At 60.7% G+C, this 15,248-nt stretch carries 12 protein-coding genes and 1 pseudogene; 6 read left to right on the top strand and 7 right to left on the bottom strand.

Going from position 1 to position 15,248, the window contains the following annotated elements:
- Positions 1 to 170 precede the first annotated feature (170 nt).
- Positions 171 to 521: a VOC family protein gene (locus B0G69_RS36090; RefSeq protein ID WP_121324840.1), complete on the top strand. Its 351-nt coding sequence runs from the start codon at positions 171 to 173 to the stop codon at positions 519 to 521.
- Between the two features lie 166 nt (positions 522 to 687).
- Here B0G69_RS36090 and B0G69_RS36085 read toward each other — a convergent pair.
- Positions 688 to 1,865, bottom strand: a protein-coding gene (locus B0G69_RS36085) for an IS3 family transposase (protein ID WP_199731125.1) whose coding sequence is annotated in 2 segments (ribosomal slippage) — positions 688 to 1,598 and positions 1,598 to 1,865 — 1,179 coding nt in all. Because the reading frame shifts where the segments join, the coding sequence is not laid out codon by codon here.
- A gap of 953 nt (positions 1,866 to 2,818) precedes the next feature.
- Here B0G69_RS36085 and B0G69_RS36075 point away from each other — a divergent pair.
- The 3 genes from B0G69_RS36075 to B0G69_RS36065 all read left to right on the top strand — a co-directional run bounded on the left by B0G69_RS36075 (position 2,819) and on the right by B0G69_RS36065 (position 5,056).
- Positions 2,819 to 3,385, top strand: a complete 567-nt coding sequence (locus tag B0G69_RS36075; RefSeq protein ID WP_121324838.1) for a carboxymuconolactone decarboxylase family protein — start codon at positions 2,819 to 2,821, stop codon at positions 3,383 to 3,385.
- A gap of 192 nt (positions 3,386 to 3,577) precedes the next feature.
- A complete protein-coding gene (locus B0G69_RS36070; RefSeq protein WP_121324837.1) occupies positions 3,578 to 4,249 on the top strand; it encodes a peroxiredoxin-like family protein in 672 nt (223 codons plus the stop codon).
- A gap of 90 nt (positions 4,250 to 4,339) precedes the next feature.
- Positions 4,340 to 5,056: an SDR family oxidoreductase gene (locus B0G69_RS36065; protein WP_121324836.1), complete on the top strand. Its 717-nt coding sequence runs from the start codon at positions 4,340 to 4,342 to the stop codon at positions 5,054 to 5,056.
- Here the strand turns inward: B0G69_RS36065 and B0G69_RS36060 are convergent.
- Entirely contained in the window at positions 5,033 to 5,965 is a 933-nt protein-coding gene (locus tag B0G69_RS36060; protein WP_121324835.1) for a LysR family transcriptional regulator, read from the bottom strand. The genes B0G69_RS36065 and B0G69_RS36060 overlap by 24 nt on opposite strands.
- Before the next feature lie 118 nt (positions 5,966 to 6,083).
- Here B0G69_RS36060 and B0G69_RS42435 point away from each other — a divergent pair.
- Positions 6,084 to 6,371: pseudogene (locus B0G69_RS42435) on the top strand (hypothetical protein); the annotation flags it as partial.
- Here the strand turns inward: B0G69_RS42435 and B0G69_RS36050 are convergent.
- From B0G69_RS36050 to B0G69_RS36030, 5 genes are all read right to left on the bottom strand, one after another.
- Positions 6,340 to 7,788: an amidohydrolase family protein gene (locus B0G69_RS36050; RefSeq protein WP_121324833.1), complete on the bottom strand. Its 1,449-nt coding sequence runs from the start codon at positions 7,786 to 7,788 to the stop codon at positions 6,340 to 6,342. The pseudogene B0G69_RS42435 and the gene B0G69_RS36050 overlap by 32 nt on opposite strands.
- Before the next feature lie 52 nt (positions 7,789 to 7,840).
- The gene (locus B0G69_RS36045) at positions 7,841 to 8,569 is read right to left on the bottom strand and encodes an ABC transporter permease (protein WP_241991702.1); all 729 of its coding nucleotides are present in this window, start codon (positions 8,567 to 8,569) and stop codon (positions 7,841 to 7,843) included.
- Between the two features lie 119 nt (positions 8,570 to 8,688).
- Positions 8,689 to 9,501: an ABC transporter ATP-binding protein gene (locus tag B0G69_RS36040; protein ID WP_121325126.1), complete on the bottom strand. Its 813-nt coding sequence runs from the start codon at positions 9,499 to 9,501 to the stop codon at positions 8,689 to 8,691.
- Between the two features lie 59 nt (positions 9,502 to 9,560).
- Positions 9,561 to 10,595 (bottom strand): aromatic ring-hydroxylating dioxygenase subunit alpha, encoded by a 1,035-nt coding sequence (locus B0G69_RS36035; RefSeq protein ID WP_121324832.1) that lies wholly within the window; start codon positions 10,593 to 10,595, stop codon positions 9,561 to 9,563.
- A gap of 111 nt (positions 10,596 to 10,706) precedes the next feature.
- The gene (locus B0G69_RS36030; RefSeq protein ID WP_121324831.1) at positions 10,707 to 11,747 is read right to left on the bottom strand and encodes an ABC transporter substrate-binding protein; all 1,041 of its coding nucleotides are present in this window, start codon (positions 11,745 to 11,747) and stop codon (positions 10,707 to 10,709) included.
- 1,650 nt (positions 11,748 to 13,397) lie between these two features.
- Between B0G69_RS36030 and B0G69_RS36025 the strand changes: the two genes are divergently transcribed.
- Entirely contained in the window at positions 13,398 to 15,245 is a 1,848-nt protein-coding gene (locus tag B0G69_RS36025; protein ID WP_121324830.1) for a thiamine pyrophosphate-requiring protein, read from the top strand.
- Positions 15,246 to 15,248: the final 3 nt, after the last annotated feature.

Raw genomic sequence — 15,248 nt, 5'->3', positions numbered from 1 at the left:
GCCCTATGCGATTTTCATGCCTCGACCATAGCGGACAAATGGGTACCGACAAAGCGCTCTCTCGGTTCAACAATTAGGTTGCCCACTTTGCTAAAGCAGATTTTTCGACCAATATCGCGAATCGCGATCTTCCTCCACCTCGTTCAGCGACGACACAAAAGAGAACCCGCATGAACTCGCAAATATGTGCAGTGCTTGTGTATGTGCCAGACGTGCCGGCCGCATTGGACTGGTACCAGTCAGCTTTTCGAGGCGCTGAGAGGCGCTTTCTTGAAGAGTTCAATCTGACATACCTCAAATTCAATGGCATCAGACTCGAAATTGTTCCCGCCGATGCAAAATTATCGGCGGGATCGGCGGGCACAGTCGTCTACTGGACCGTCGATGACTTCGATGAATCGCTAAAGCATTTTTTGAACATAGGTGCCACGCTTTATCGTGGGCCAGGCCAAGTGGAAGATGGAACGCGGATGTGCATGCTGCGCGACCCTTGGGAAAATTGCGTTGGGCTCTACGGCTAACCTGAATATTGTCGACGATCTGCGTGGCCATTTCGACAGGCTGCTTGTGGGCCGAACCCAGCCCGATGCGGACCTCGATCTACCGCCGCTCGATGCCGATATGCGACCGGCATAAGGCGACCCGGAAGAGCCAGTCGTTGATGTCTAAACGGACCGTCTGTAGTGGTCAAGTTATTTCGGACAGGCTGATAGGTTCTTTTACTGTCGGTTTTGCCTCGTAGGCAACGGGCGACAGATAGCCCAAAGTCGAATGCAAGCGTACTGCGTTGTAAAAACCGACGATGTACTGGTTGATGTCGCGCCGTGCTTCATCGTGGTTGGCGTACTGACGCTGCCACACGCGCTCCATTTTCAGGTTCAGGAAGAACCGCTCCATTACCGAATTGTCCCAGCAATTTCCTTTGCGGCTCATACTGCAAACCACGTGATGCTGCTTGAGCAAGGCCTGGTATTCATCGCTCGCGTACTGGCTGCCCCGGTCCGAATGCAGGAGCAGGCCTGACGCTGGCCGACGCTGCTGCAGCGCCATGGTCAGTGCCGAAATGACCAGTGCGGCCGGCATGGTCGGCGCCATGGACCAGCCGACCACCTTGCGTGAGTACAGGTCCAGTACGACCGCCAGATACAGCCAGCCTTGCGCCGTGCGGATATACGTGATGTCCGAAACCCACGCGCGGTTGGGCTCGGCGACCTCAAATTTCCGGTCGAGCACGTTCTCCGCGACAGGTAGCGTATGCCTGCTGTCGGTCGTCGAGACGAACTTGCGCTTCCAGCTCGTGCGCAGGCCCGCTTCGCGCATCAGCGTCCGCACCCGGTAGCGACCAATATGCAGCCCATGCTCCCGCAGCGCATGCATCACACGGCGGCTGCCATAGCTCGCGCCACTGGCGACGAATGCTGCCTTGACGTGGGTCCGCTCCTGCAGACTCTTTGCACTCGGCTTAGCGCGCTGGTGCGCATAGTAGCCAGAGCGACTCACCTCCAACACCCGGCAGGCGTGACTGACCGATACGGCCTCCTGTTGCAAGTGAGTTACCACGCGGTAACTCACTTCAGTTCCCGGGCAAAGAAGGCCGACGCTTTTTTTAGCAGCGCATTGTCCTCGCGCAATTGCCGGTTCTCCGCTTCAAGTTGCCGGATGCGCTGCTGTTCCGCCGTCAACGGCTTGCCCTCGCCGGGGCCGCCCGCACGCTCTGCGTCGTACTGGGCCACCCAGCGCCGCACGGCTGTCTCAACAAGGTCCATCGACCGGCAGACTTCGCTGACCGATAACCCCTGGTCCCGTACCATCCGTACCACTTCCAGCTTGAAGCTGGTGTCAAATTGTCGGCGCCTTCTTGTCATCCTGCTCTTTTTCCTCGTCGATTCCGGATTGTCCCCCTATCGACCTGTCCGAGGAAATTAGACCACTACAGTCAGACGCCTGCTGAATCTCGACGCCTAGTATGCGCCGACGGATCGCTACAACGATTAATGCAACGGTGACGACGAGAACCAAAGGTGCCGGTATGCCGCGACGCAGGTTTCATCGGGCGCTCTATTGGAGGTAAGCCGAACAGATTGAATAGCCCAGGCATCGTCAAGAGTTGGGTCCTTCACTGCGTCATCAAACGTTCCCGCGCCTCCGACACATGGGATAAACCAGGAGGGCATAAAAGGTCTTGCCGCGAAGCCAGCGTCAGTTCGCGTTAGCAGCACAGCAACGCCGACTTTTTCAGCTGGGCGCCAGGGGAAAATCAGGCGCCCTTGCGGTCGAAGCGCCAGCAGCCATGATCGTGGCAAAACTTTGATACCAGCATTAACGTATATCAGGTCGGACGAAGGGACTGGCAGCGTTGTCGCATCGCCATGCGTCACACTCACGCCTTCGAACGCTCGCAAGTTGTCGCGCGCCTTCTCAGCTAGGGCGGGGTCGATCTCAAAAGCTTCGACACGCCCTCCCGGAACCACGAGCGCAGACAATATCGCGGTGTAATACCCGGCTCCAATGCCGATATGGGAGACGGTGTCGCCGCTCTTGGGGCTGAGCAGCCAATGGCTCCCCTGCGACCTGTGTGCCCGCTTTCGAACCTAAAGCGGTCGGTCCCGCCCCAAAGTTGACTGATCGAAAGCAGTCGACCAGCCCTCAACGAATTCATCCCGGCACGGGGGGACTCTCAGCGTTCTCCGGCTCGTCCAGTTCAATGCCCTCCTCGCTTTATGCCTCCCAGGAATGACTGTTATCAACGGCGCCTGCCTTCTTCGAAAAGGCGCTGACCTTCATCATTTGCTCACCGTCGACCAACAGGAGCAAAACGATGAGCAACTTCCAAACGTACACGATCGATAACGCACCGGCCGCCTCGAAGGCCAGCCTCGAAGACACGAAGCGCGCCTTCGGCTTTGTCCCCAACTTGCAGGCGCATATGGCGGAATCGCCGGCGCTGCTGGCCGGTTACTCGGCGCTGTGGGACCTGTTCTCGAAGAGCACGCTGACTCCGCACGAACAGCAGGTCGTCTACCTGACCTCGAACTTCGAGAACAACTGCCGCTACTGCATGGCCGGTCACAGCACGCTGGCAAAGATGATCAAGATGGACGCAGGCGTGATCGCCGCGCTGCGCGCCGGCACGCCGCTGCCGGATGCAAAGCTCGAAGCGCTGCATCGCTTCACGACGCTCGTGGTCCGTGAGCGTGGCTTCGTCCCGAACGCCGATGTCGACGCGTTTCTCGCCGCTGGCTACACCCGTAAGAACGTCCTCGAAGTAATCCTGGGCGTAGCAACCAAGGTGATGAGCAACTACACCAATCACATCGTCCACACTGAACTCGACGGCTTCATGGCCGGTAACGAGTGGACCAAACCGGTCGCTGTCGCCGCCTAAGTCGTTTGCGGGAGCCCAGGTGGTTCCCGTCCAGTTCCATGCCGAAATGTACCGAGGAACCGCGATGTCCACGTTCGACCGCTATAAAAACGCTTACTCCAACGCTACGCTGGCCCGCACGCCGGACGGCGGCCTGAATCCACCGACTCGTTAGTTTCTCAATTCCTCTATTCCTCTCGACGGAGAACACTCATGTCACTGCAAGACAAACTCGACGCATTCCGGGCCGACTTCAAGGCGGGCAAGCCGCCATTCAGCGCGCCGCCGGAGATTCATCCGGTGATGGAACGCGCCACGGCAGAGCTGATTGCGAGCGGGCAGGCGGGCCGCGCGATCAAGGCTGGCGACCGCGCACCGCATTTCAACCTGAAAGATCAGGATGGCAATGACGTGTCTTCCGCTGCGTTGCTGGTGAAGGGCCCGCTGGTGGTGACGTTCTATCGCGGCGTCTGGTGCCCGTATTGCAATATTGAACTGCAGGCGATCAACGAAGTGCTGCCGGCGATTCAGGCCTACGGCGCGAACGTCGTGGCGATCTCGCCGCAAACGCCGGTCAACAGCCGCAAGTCGGTGCGCACCAACGAACTGGGTTTTCCGGTGCTGAGCGACGTGAACGGTCAGACGGGCGCCAATTTTGGCCTGCGTTTCGCGTTGCCCGACTATCTGGTCGAGCTGTACAAGAACCTGAAGAACGATCTGCCGGCGTTCAATAACGACCCGAGCTGGACCTTGCCAATGCCCGCGCGCTACGTCATCGGACAGGATGGCATCGTGCTCTATTCTGAGGTCAACCCGGATTACACGCGTCGTCCCGACCCGTCGGACATGTTCCCGGTGCTGGAAAAAGCGACGGCCAACGCCTGAGCCTACCCGCTCAACGCTCAGCAATCACCTCGCCGCGCCGGAGAACCCGTTGCGGCTTTTCGATTCTTTCCGGTTCGTAAAGGACATTTGATGACACAGCGTACATTTCTCGTAACCGGCGCGACCAAGGGCATTGGCCTTGCGTTGACAGAACGGCTGATTGCCGACGGCCACCATGTGGTGGGTCTCGCGCGCGAAGCATGCGATTTTCCGGGCGAACTGGTCCACGTCGATCTGGCCGACCGTTCCGCAACGGGTGCGGTGCTCGATGATCTGGTGCGTCGTCATCCATTCGATGGCGTGGTGAACAATGTCGCCCTAGTCAGGCCGCAGCGTCTGGGTGAAATCGCACTAAACGATCTCGACGACGTTCTCGCGCTGAATCTGCATCCTGCCGTGCAGACCGTACAGGCGCTGCTTCCCGGTATGCGGGCACGCGGCTGGGGACGCGTCGTGAACATTTCCAGCCTGACGATTCTCGGCATGACGCAGCGCACGGCGTATGCAGCGGCCAAAGCAGCGCTGGTGAGTTTTGCGCGTTCGTGGGCGCTAGAACTGGCCGGCACGGGCATCACGGTGAATGCCGTCGCGCCCGGTCCGACCGAAACCGTGCTGTTTCGCGCGAACAATCCGCCGGGGAGCGAGGGCGAAAAGCGCTATCTGTCCGCAGTGCCCATGGGTCGCTTCGGCCAGCCTCATGAGATTGCCGCGACCATCGAATTTCTGCTTTCTGACGCGGCCGCTTTCATGACCGGTCAGACACTCTATGTCGACGGCGGAGCGTCAATCGGCAAGCTCGCTTTCTGAGGACGTGCCGCCGTTGCTGCTGCCAGCGGTACCGAGTATCTCTTCCACGAACGCGACGAACGCTCGCGCTTTCGCACTCACCAGACGTCCGGCCGGGAAGACCGCCCACAGGTCGATCGAGGGCAATTCCCAGTCGGTCAATACCGCCTGAACCGTGCCTTGGGCAAGTTCCGGGGAGAACATCCATTCGGACGCGATCGCAAGGCCCAGTCCACCGAGCACCGTCGTACGCATGCCTTCGGCGGCGCTCACGCTGACGCGCCCGGACACGACCACCGCCACTTCCTTGCCGTGCTGGCTGAACGCCCACGATTCGCCGCCGCCTCGCAACGAATACACGATCACCTGATGCTGACTGAGGTCCGCAGGCGTTGTCGGCACGCCCGCTTCGGCGAGATACGCGGGCGTGCCGACAACCAGCCGGCGGCTTTGCGCAATGCGGCGTGCGGTCATCGTCGAATCGTCGAGCGATCCCATGCGTAGGGCAACGTCCACGCCTTTCTCGAGCAGATCGATGGTGCGATCGTCCAGCACGATATCGATCTGCAAATCAGGGTGCCGATCGAGAAACGTCTTGAGCGCAGGGAGGATATGCAGCCGCGCGAAGGTCACGGCGGCGCTGATGCGCAGCACGCCGGACAATCCGGTAGACGCGTCGCGCGCGAGATGTTCTGCAAGGTCCACTTCTTCGATTGCGCGCCTTGCGTGCTCATAGAAGCGCTGTCCCGCATCGGTGGGCGTCAGTCCGCGTGTCGAGCGCAAAAGGAGTCTCACGCCGAGACGCTCTTCGAGTTGCGCAATCGACTTCGAGACGGCCGGTTGCCCGAGTTTGAGCTGTTTTGCGGCTGCCGAGAACGAGCCCGCCTCCACTACGCTGACATACGTTTCCATTGCTGCCATCCGGTCCATGCCGCTGCTTCTCCTTGAAGGACCGTGAAGTCCGTGTCGGGGATAAGATGTGTGCAGGCGGAAGTCTAGCGCGTCAGAACATGTGGCCGATGAAATTGCTGGTGATCCGTCTTTTGGGATGCACGAACACCCGACAAATGCATGGAGGGTGGGCGAACTCACGAAGAAGGCCGCACCGTTGCGCTCGACCTTTTTCGAACGCTTCAACCGCGCGGCCGGCGTCGCCTTCGCGCGGCACGTCGGCCGGCCGCCTGCGCATAGGCCGGTGAGGAGCAGGCGGCCGCGAACGGCGTGTAAAGCGACGCCGATACCACACCGATTCATCGGTGAGACGATCACGCTCGCCAATCAACTGCGTACTACCGAACCAGCGCTCAGCCATCCACCTCGGCGAGCAAGGCCTTGACCGCCGCCCTCGCCTCGCGCCCTAGCTGCGCGAGGTCCACCCCGTCGATCTCGTCATTGCGGACCACCTGCCGCCCCGCCGAAAACAGCGCGGCCAAAGACGGCCGACCACCGGAGGCCACCGGTCCAATGGCGGGATCATGCAGGCCGAAGTAACGCGGGTCGTCGAGGCGATAGATGGCGATGTCCGCGGAGTATCCCGGCGCGATTTTGCCCACTTCGTCGAGGCCCATGATTTGCGCGCCGCCCGCGGTGCCCCAATGAATGACGTCTTCCACGCTCGCCGCATGCGCGCCGCCTTCGAAACTGCCGCCGCGAAATTGCGGTGTGGCCGCCATTCCGAGCCGAGCGCGTTGCGCGAGCCACGTCATGTGTACTTCTGAAATCATGTCGGCGGCTTCGTTGGACGCAGCGCCGTCAACGCCGATCGACACCGGCACACCCGCATCCGCCATCTCCCGAACCGGGCAAATGCCGCTACCAAGGCGACCGTTGCTTTGCGGACAATGGGCGACTCCTGTACCCGTTTGCGCGAGCATGGCGATTTCGTCGGCATCGACCTTCACGAGATGCGCGTACCAGACGTCGCTGCCGAGCCAGTCGTGCTCGCCGCAGAACGCAACCGGCGAACGCCGGTAAAGGTCGTGCGCGCTATCCTGGTAGCCCACTGTCTCGGAGAGATGACTATGCAGACGCAGCCCGAGACGGCGTGCCACCGCCGCGGTCTCGCGCATCTGCGTGGGCGAGATGGAATACAGCACGGTAGTAGGTGCCATGACGACACGCTGCATCGCCCGTGGGGAAGCAGCGTGATATGTGGCGGCAAGACGTTCGATATCACGGATATAGGCATCCAGCGTTTCGGGACGTAGCGCGGTAGGCAAATCCGCTTCAAGTTGCCGCGTTTGCGTGGCACCACCTCGCAGCAGAACAAATCGCAGACCGAGCTTTTCCGCTTCTTCGAACAGGATGGCCGAGCTGTCGAACGGCATGTCCGGGTAATAAACGTAGTTGTGGTCGGCGACGGTCGCGCAACCGGAACGTGCCAGTTCAATCAGACCGATGCGCGCCGCAAGACGGAAGCGCTGCTCGTCGAAGAGCGCGCGAAAGCGATACGGCGTCGCCGCGAGCCAGGGCGTGAGCGTGGCGTCCAGACCGGCCCTATCGCCTTTGAGCAGCGACTGGAACAGATGATGATGCGTGTTGACCCACGCCGGGTAGATCACGCAATCGGTTGCATCGACAACCGCCTCGCCTGGGCGCGGGGACAATGCGCCAATCGCTTCGATCGTCTCGCCGCGAATGCGGATATCCGGGCCGCTCACGCGCGCGGGATCGGTCGCGTCGCCACTGCCGCCGGTCATGATGGCAGCGGCATTGCGGATCAGGATAGAGCCTTGCGTTTCGTTAGTTTGCATAGGGTTTGAACGATAAATAGACCAGTAGCGTAGTGCGTGGAGCGAAAGCGAATCAAAGTTGACTCTCGTGCCATCCGCGCAACCCGATACGCGACACCCAGGCCGTGATGCCGAACAGTAGAACGCCCGTTACCGTTATCAGCAGCAAAGCGGCGAACAGCCGTGGAATCTTGAGCTGGAAGCCTGCCTGGAGGATTTGATAAGCCAGCCCCGCGCCGCTTCCGCCTGTGCCGGCGACAAACTCGGCGACCACCGCGCCGATCAGCGACAGACCGCTGGAAATGCGCAGTCCCCCGAAGAAATACGGCAACGCGCTAGGTATGCGTAGCCGCATCAGCGTTTGCCAACGCGTGGCACGGTTGATCCTGAACAGATTGATGAGACCGGGGTTCACGCTACGCAGTCCGAGCGCCGTGTTCGAGATGATCGGGAACAGTGCGACCAACGTTGCGCACACCACGAGCGCGACAGTCGTGTCCTTCACCCAGATAATGATCAACGGTGCGATCGCCACCACCGGCGTGACCTGCAGCAGGATGGCATACGGAAACAGGCTCGCTTCGATCAACGGGCTTTGCACGAACAGCAGCGCAATCACTACGCCTAACACCGTGGCGAGCGCGAAGGCCAGCAATGTGATCTTCAAGGTCATGAGCAGGCTGCCGAACAACAACGGCGCATCCTGGATCAGTTGCCCGACAATCGCCACCGGCGACGGCACCAGATACGCAGGCACCTTGAACAGCACGCACCAGCCCTGCCACAGCGCCAGAAACACCATGCCGACCAGCCACGGCGCGATCGCCTTCGCAACACCCGGCCGCTGCAATATCGGCGTTCGTGTGGGGACTTTCGCGGCCGCCGCGCGTTGAGTGGGATGAGCCCGCAGCACTTCGCCTGTCATGATTGCACCTCTGTTTGCCCGGTCGAAATCGATGCGCGGTGCGCATCGGTGATCAGCTCGGAGAGCGTCTTGCAGTCCTGCATGAAGGGGGCGGACACGCGGTACGCATCGTCCCGTTCGAGCGGTCCTTCAATCGGCACCTCGGCGATGATGCGTCCTGGCCGCGCCTGCATCACGACAACGCGGCTCGACAGATACACCGCCTCATAAATGCTGTGGGTGACGAACACCACGGTCATGCCGCGCCGCTGCCACAATGCGCGCAGGTCGCTGTCGAGCCGGTTGCGGGTGAATTCGTCGAGCGCGCCAAACGGCTCGTCGAGCAGCAGCAGATCCGGCTCGGTGACGAGCGCGCGCGCCAGCGAGGCGCGCATCTGCATACCGCCGGAAAGTTCGCGCGGCAGCACCTTGCCGAATTTCTCGAGCCCAACGCCTGCCAATGCGTCGGCAACGCGCGCGTCCGCCTCGCGGCGAGGAACCTGCGCGAGATCGAGCGGCAAGCGCACGTTGTCGGCCACGGTTGCCCATGGCATCAAGGTCGCTTCCTGAAAGACCATCGACATACGGCGCCCCGGCGAGCCGATCGTTTCGAACGGCTGCCCCCACCAGCGCAGATGGCCATGTGTCGGCGATTCGATGCCGGCGAACATCTTCAGCAGCGTGCTCTTGCCGCATCCCGATGGTCCGAGCAGGGAGACGAACTCGCCAGGCGCGATGGTGAGCCGCACGTCTTCGAGCGCGACGGTACCGTTCGGATAGCACTTGTCGACGCGCTGTACGGCGAGTAACGGCGCTTTGGCCGCCTGCATGATTTCAGGCTGGCCGTGCTCGCCGGATCGAGCGGAATTCCTGTTGATGCTTTCCATCGTCACGCCTCCGTTTCGACGCGAAACACTTCGCTCTCGCCGTGATCGTTCAGCAGCTTCAGCAGCATGCGACGCATCAGCAGCCCCGGTTGATCCGATTCCATATGGCATTCCTGCTGGCGCCGGACGTCGATGCAGGCGTCGTAGTCCGTGGCTTCGAGAATGTCGCGGTCTTCATCGGTGATGGGACGGTCCCAGTCGATCAGTTCCTGCGTCGAACAGGCCTCTTCGCTGTCGTTGCGGAAGAGCCATTGCGACAGCATCAGCGTGCGATCGTCGATCGGCGTTGCGCAGTTGTAGATGATGTGATGCACGCCGCTTGCCGGATATACGCAGCCAAAGCGCCGCGCAAACGGCATGAACCAGCGGTTGGTCAGATGCCGCTCGGTGACTTCCTCGACCGTGCCCGTCACGCGATGACTCGCCGGCGGATTGCGCACGGGAACGTGCGTCTGCGCTTCGAAGCCCCACTCGTTAGGACGGAATTCGTATTTCGATGGCTTCGGATTGTCGAAGAGACCGAAGTTCGACTTATGCACGAAGCTGAAATGCGAATTGTCGAACGAGTTTTCCATCATCCGCAGCGGACTCGTTTCCCAGCGCTCGTAAAACTGCAGAATGCGGCGATAACCGGGCGCTGTTTCCTCGGGGAACTCGGGGATAGGCTGCAACGGTTCGTCGAGCGCGACCCACGCGTAGCCGTAGCGCTCTTCGCAGCGATACGCCTGAACTACCGCGCGCGATGGAATCGCTGTGCCGTTGTTCTGCGGAATCTTCACGCATTGACCGGAACAGTCATAGGTCCAGCCGTGATAGCCGCATGCAATGTTGCCGTCGCCATCGACAAAACCCTTCGACAATCTTGCCGTGCGATGACAGCAGCGATCTCGCAACGCATGCGGCTTGCCGCCCGCGCCTTTCCAAAGCACGATCGGCTCACCGAGCAGCGTGAACGGTTGCGGACCTTCATCGAGTTTGGCCATCGGCATGATGGCGTACCAGAAGCGGCGTAAAACCTTTTGACGGGTGACGAGCATCGCGAATCTCCTTCAACAGCATGTTTCGGTTGTCTGCGTGTGCGGGGGAGGAACACCCGGTCATACAGCGAGATATCAGAGAAGAGTGGTCAAGTGATAATGAGCCTGCGCTTAGGGCATCACCTTGGCGTTTTGAATGAACTGCAGCGTGTACGCACTGTGGTAGTCAGTAGCGGGCTTGAGCAGCTTTGCGCCGACCATGTACTCAAACGTCTTCTTCCAGCGAGCGTCGGTCATCGCACCAATGCCCAATGCTGCCGCGTCACCGCCTGTGACCAGCTTCAGCTTCTTCAATTGCGCGACACCATACGCGAGTTGCGCGTCCGTCATCTGCGGATTGTCTTTCTTGATCAACGCATTGCCCGGCGCCGGATCGTTCAGATAGCTTTTCCAGCCTTCCATCGACGCTTTCACGAAGCGCGCCACCACATCGGGCTTGTTCTTCAGCGTGTCGCGCATCGTCACGATGGTCGTGTTGTACGGCGGATAGCCGTCGTCCGCGAACAGGAAAAAATGCGCAGGAACATGGGCCTGTTCGGCCTGGTAGGTCTCCGACGACGGATAGGCCTGCATCGCCACATTGGGGTCCGCGAAGAACGGTTGCAGGTTGAAGGTGTACGGGCGCGATTGGGCGTCCGCGTAGCCGTACTTCGCTTTGAGCCAGGGCCACCAGCTGGTGCGCCCCGAACCGGCCACCAGAATGGTTTTATCTTTCAGCCCCGCGAGACTCGACACGTCCGCGTGCGTGAGGATGCCTTGCGGATCGTACTGAAACGCCGCCGCAACGGTCGTTACCGGAATCCCTGCCTCGACGCTCGATAGCGTCTGAAAATCGTAACCGAGCATGAAATCAGCCTGACCGCCGGCAAGCAACTGCATGCCGTTCACTTGGGGGCCGCCCATCTTGATCGTGACGTCGAGCCCGTACTTCTGATAGATACCGGCCGCGACTGCCTGATAGAAACCGCCATGCTCGGCCTGTGCATACCAGTTGGTGAGCAAAGTGACGTGATCCGCAGCATGGGCAAACGGCGCGGCAATCAGCCCACCGGCCAGACTCGCCGCAGACACGCTGCGTGCGACGAATGAGCGGTGAGAACCGAAAAAGCGGAATACGCGGGACAGCAAATGCAAAGGGCTCAGAACACGCATGACAAAACTCCGTGTGAGGACACACAACATGTGGATGGTTTGGATGGTGTGGAACGGAATCGCCGAGATAGAGCAACAAAGAGCATCGCGCGATGCACGCACGAATGCCCACGCCGTTGCGCAACCGCGCAGGCGGTGAGGCACATCGTTCGTGAGAAATCGGGGCAATACATCGCGCGCTCCTTGTTGGCGAAACCGGACGGTTCCGTTCAAACGTCGACACGAAGATCGACGCGGGCGCACGGTGCGCCCCAAGAGCAATGCCCCACGTTTCCGGCAAGATCCGCCGGTCGCTAGCCGCTTCTACTCTGGCTGCCTATTAAGCGAAGTGCGTGCCAGGTGTGAAGCGAATCGCAAAAGCCCTACGCACAACCGCTTTCCACGGTAAAGCTGTAAAGCCAACGTCGCGACATGGCTGACAAGTGCACGGAGACGACGCATTTCGGCACCGAGTCAGTGCGTTTTTCCATGCGTGGTGAACAATAAGGCAGGCGACAGGGTCGCTCGCTGGCTCGCACTGGTCCTTAATGAAAGACCACCGCCCAGCCGCCGCGTCGGCCGCCGAGTGCCTGCTGAACTCACCAGCCCCACCTCGAAATAGCTCTATTCATCATAGTGAATGGTGTTGCGCAAGAAGTACGGCGGGACGACCATGTCGAACTGTTTGTAATCGCGGCTTACGTCGCTACGCAGTAGATTGGTGCCGCTTGGCTATGTCGAGACGAAGCTTCTCCCCTGCAACCAGGACAACCGAATGCGGTGTCAGGCTGAAGCGAAGCGTGACGGTTCGCCACGCACCAACGGCTCCGGCCGGTCCATATCGATGGCTATTTCGCTCGTCGAGCCCCGCGTCTTGTCTATATCGCCGCTGCTTGACCCGGTAACCTCACTGCGGCAGAGCCCTTGAGGGCTTTATGAGGCCGCGCGCGACGATCAGTACGTGCAGCATACGTTGCGAGTTTCCGGTTCAGACACGCACCGCGGCCCTTTCGGCCGCATCGATGCGCCGCACGGTGACTGCATTGAGCTCAAAAGTCCGGAAGTTTTTGCAGGCGATCAGTTGCTGGTGTTGATTCAGATAGCAAGACCACGTATTCACTGTCACCCGACCTCACGCAGAAAATCTGCGTTGAAACGTTGCCCTGTCGACCTCAACGTGGCCGGCCCGTTCGTAAGCGTCGAAAGACGCTCTGCGCCGGGAAAGCGCGGAAATGTCCGTTGTCGCGTCGGCTCGGTGTCCGCCGTCCCCACGCGAGCGCGCCAGATGCGATGGTCTGGTGGCTCATCAGATGAGTGAGGTCCGGTCCCAGAGTGCCCGAACGCCGGCAGGGTGAAGCGCATCCTGCGGCGCGAGAAGAGCCGCTGGCGCAACAGGCGCCCTCAGCAAAAGGCAGAAAGCGAGCAACCAATGGCCGTAAAACGGCCGCGGCTCAAGGGCAGATGAGAGTAAGCCTTCATTCGGTCGAAGACAACTCGTGACGCCCTGCAACAGCACGTTCTGCTCCAACGCCGGGCGCTTACGTTGCACGCAAGAGCGAAAACAATTCCCTTTCACTCCGCCTTACGTCGAGCCTTCGAATACGCGGAACAACATTTGCTCGCCGAAGGATGCCACTTCCCCTCACGCTATTCGAGCAAAAGGAGCCTGCAATGTCCGAAACTGTCGGCGATTTCATCATTGAACGACTTCACGAGTGGGGCGTCCGGCGCATCTACGGCTATCCTGGCGACGGCATCAACGGCGTATTCGGCGCGCTGAACCGCGCACAAGCGGAAGCAAGGAAGAGCGACAAACGCGAACGCAAAAACGGCGACGTAGCCGGGCCAATCGAATTCATCCAGGTACGCCATGAGGAGATGGCCGCGTTCATGGCGTCGGCACATGCCAAATTTACAGGCGAGCTGGGCGTCTGCATCGCGACCTCAGGTCCGGGCGCTTCCCATCTGATTACCGGCTTGTACGATGCGCGCATGGATCATATGCCGGTGCTGGCGATCGCCGGCCAGCAGGCGCGCGCGGCGCTCGGCGGCCACTATCAGCAGGAACTCGATCTCGTCTCGATGTTCAAGGACGTCGCGGGCGCTTTCGTCGAGCAGGCGACGGTGCCCGCGCAAGTTCGTCATCTGGTCGATCGCGCGGTGCGTATCGCGATCTCCGAACGCAAAGTCACCGCGCTGATCCTGCCCAATGACCTGCAAGACTTGCCTTACGAAGCCCCTGGTAGAAAGCACGGCACGCTGCATTCGGGCGTCGGTTATCGCGCGCCGCGGCTAGTACCTTATCAGGACGATCTGCAACAGGCCGCCGATGTACTGAACGCTGGCAAGAAGGTCGCGATTCTGGTCGGCGCGGGCGCCTTGCAAGCCACCGACGAAGTGATGGCCGTCGCCGAAAAGCTCGGCGCGGGCGTGGCCAAAGCGCTGCTCGGCAAGGCGGTGCTGCCCGACGATCTGCCATGGGTGACGGGTTCGATCGGACTACTTGGTACCAAACCCAGTTACGACCTGATGGCCGAATGCGACACGTTGCTGATGATCGGCTCGGGTTTTCCGTACTCTGAATTTTTGCCGAAGGAAGGCGCTGCGCGCGGCGTGCAGATCGACATCAAGGCCGACATGCTGAGCCTGCGTTATCCGATGGAAGTCAACCTGGTGGGCGATAGCGTGGAAACTTTGCGCGCCCTGCTGCCGCTGCTCGAAGAAAAGAAGGATCGCGCCTGGCGCAAGCGGATTGAAGGCTGGACCGATGACTGGTGGAAAACGCTCGACAAACGCGCGCATGAACCAGGCAAGGACGCCGTCAATCCGCAGCGCACCGTCTGGGAACTGTCCAAACGGATTCCCGCGAATGCGATCGTCACGAGCGACTCCGGGTCGGTGGCGAACTGGTATGCGCGCGACCTGAAAGTGCAGCGCGGCATGATGTGCTCGCTGTCGGGCGGACTCGCCTCGATGGGCGCGGCGGTGCCGTATGCAATCGCCGCCAAGTTCGCGTATCAGGAGCGGCCGGTGATTGCTCTCGTCGGAGACGGCGCGATGCAGATGAACAACATGGCCGAGCTCATCACGGTGTCGAAGTACTGGCAAGGCTGGTCCGATCCGCGCTGGATCTGCATGGTGCTGAACAACCAGGATCTTAACCAGGTGACGTGGGAGCAGCGTGCGATGGAAGGCGATCCGAAATTCGCGGCGTCGCAGGACATTCCTTCCGTGCCGTATCACAAGTTCGCGGAGCTGATCGGCCTCAAGGGCATCTATGTCGACGACGCTGAACAGATGGGCGCGGCGTGGGACGAAGCGCTCGCGGCGGACCGCCCCGTGGTGATCGAGGTCAAGGCCGATCCGAATATCGCGCCGCTGCCGCCGCATATCACGCTCGCGCAGGCCAAGGCATTCGCGTCGACGCTAATGAAGGGAGATCCCAACGAAGGCAACGTGATCGTCGAAACGGCAAAACAGGTGCTCGGCGCCGTGCTGCCAGGTCATCACGACAAGTGAGCG

The sequence above is a fragment of the Paraburkholderia sp. RAU2J genome, assembly GCF_003634845.1.
Lineage (GTDB): Bacteria > Pseudomonadota > Gammaproteobacteria > Burkholderiales > Burkholderiaceae > Paraburkholderia > Paraburkholderia fynbosensis.
Note: the sequence above shows the minus strand (reverse complement) of the source record. Positions and strands in the feature narration are given on the sequence as shown.

Coding starts and splice junctions, on each gene's coding strand:
- B0G69_RS36090 (WP_121324840.1), top strand. CDS start 171: ATGAACTCGCAAATATGTGCAGTGCTTGTGTATGTGCCAGACGTGCCG.
- B0G69_RS36075 (WP_121324838.1), top strand. CDS start 2,819: ATGAGCAACTTCCAAACGTACACGATCGATAACGCACCGGCCGCCTCG.
- B0G69_RS36070 (WP_121324837.1), top strand. CDS start 3,578: ATGTCACTGCAAGACAAACTCGACGCATTCCGGGCCGACTTCAAGGCG.
- B0G69_RS36065 (WP_121324836.1), top strand. CDS start 4,340: ATGACACAGCGTACATTTCTCGTAACCGGCGCGACCAAGGGCATTGGC.
- B0G69_RS36060 (WP_121324835.1), bottom strand. CDS start 5,965: ATGGACCGGATGGCAGCAATGGAAACGTATGTCAGCGTAGTGGAGGCG.
- B0G69_RS36050 (WP_121324833.1), bottom strand. CDS start 7,788: ATGCAAACTAACGAAACGCAAGGCTCTATCCTGATCCGCAATGCCGCT.
- B0G69_RS36045 (WP_241991702.1), bottom strand. CDS start 8,569: ATGGTGTTTCTGGCGCTGTGGCAGGGCTGGTGCGTGCTGTTCAAGGTG.
- B0G69_RS36040 (WP_121325126.1), bottom strand. CDS start 9,501: ATGCAGGCGGCCAAAGCGCCGTTACTCGCCGTACAGCGCGTCGACAAG.
- B0G69_RS36035 (WP_121324832.1), bottom strand. CDS start 10,595: ATGCTCGTCACCCGTCAAAAGGTTTTACGCCGCTTCTGGTACGCCATC.
- B0G69_RS36030 (WP_121324831.1), bottom strand. CDS start 11,747: ATGCGTGTTCTGAGCCCTTTGCATTTGCTGTCCCGCGTATTCCGCTTT.
- B0G69_RS36025 (WP_121324830.1), top strand. CDS start 13,398: ATGTCCGAAACTGTCGGCGATTTCATCATTGAACGACTTCACGAGTGG.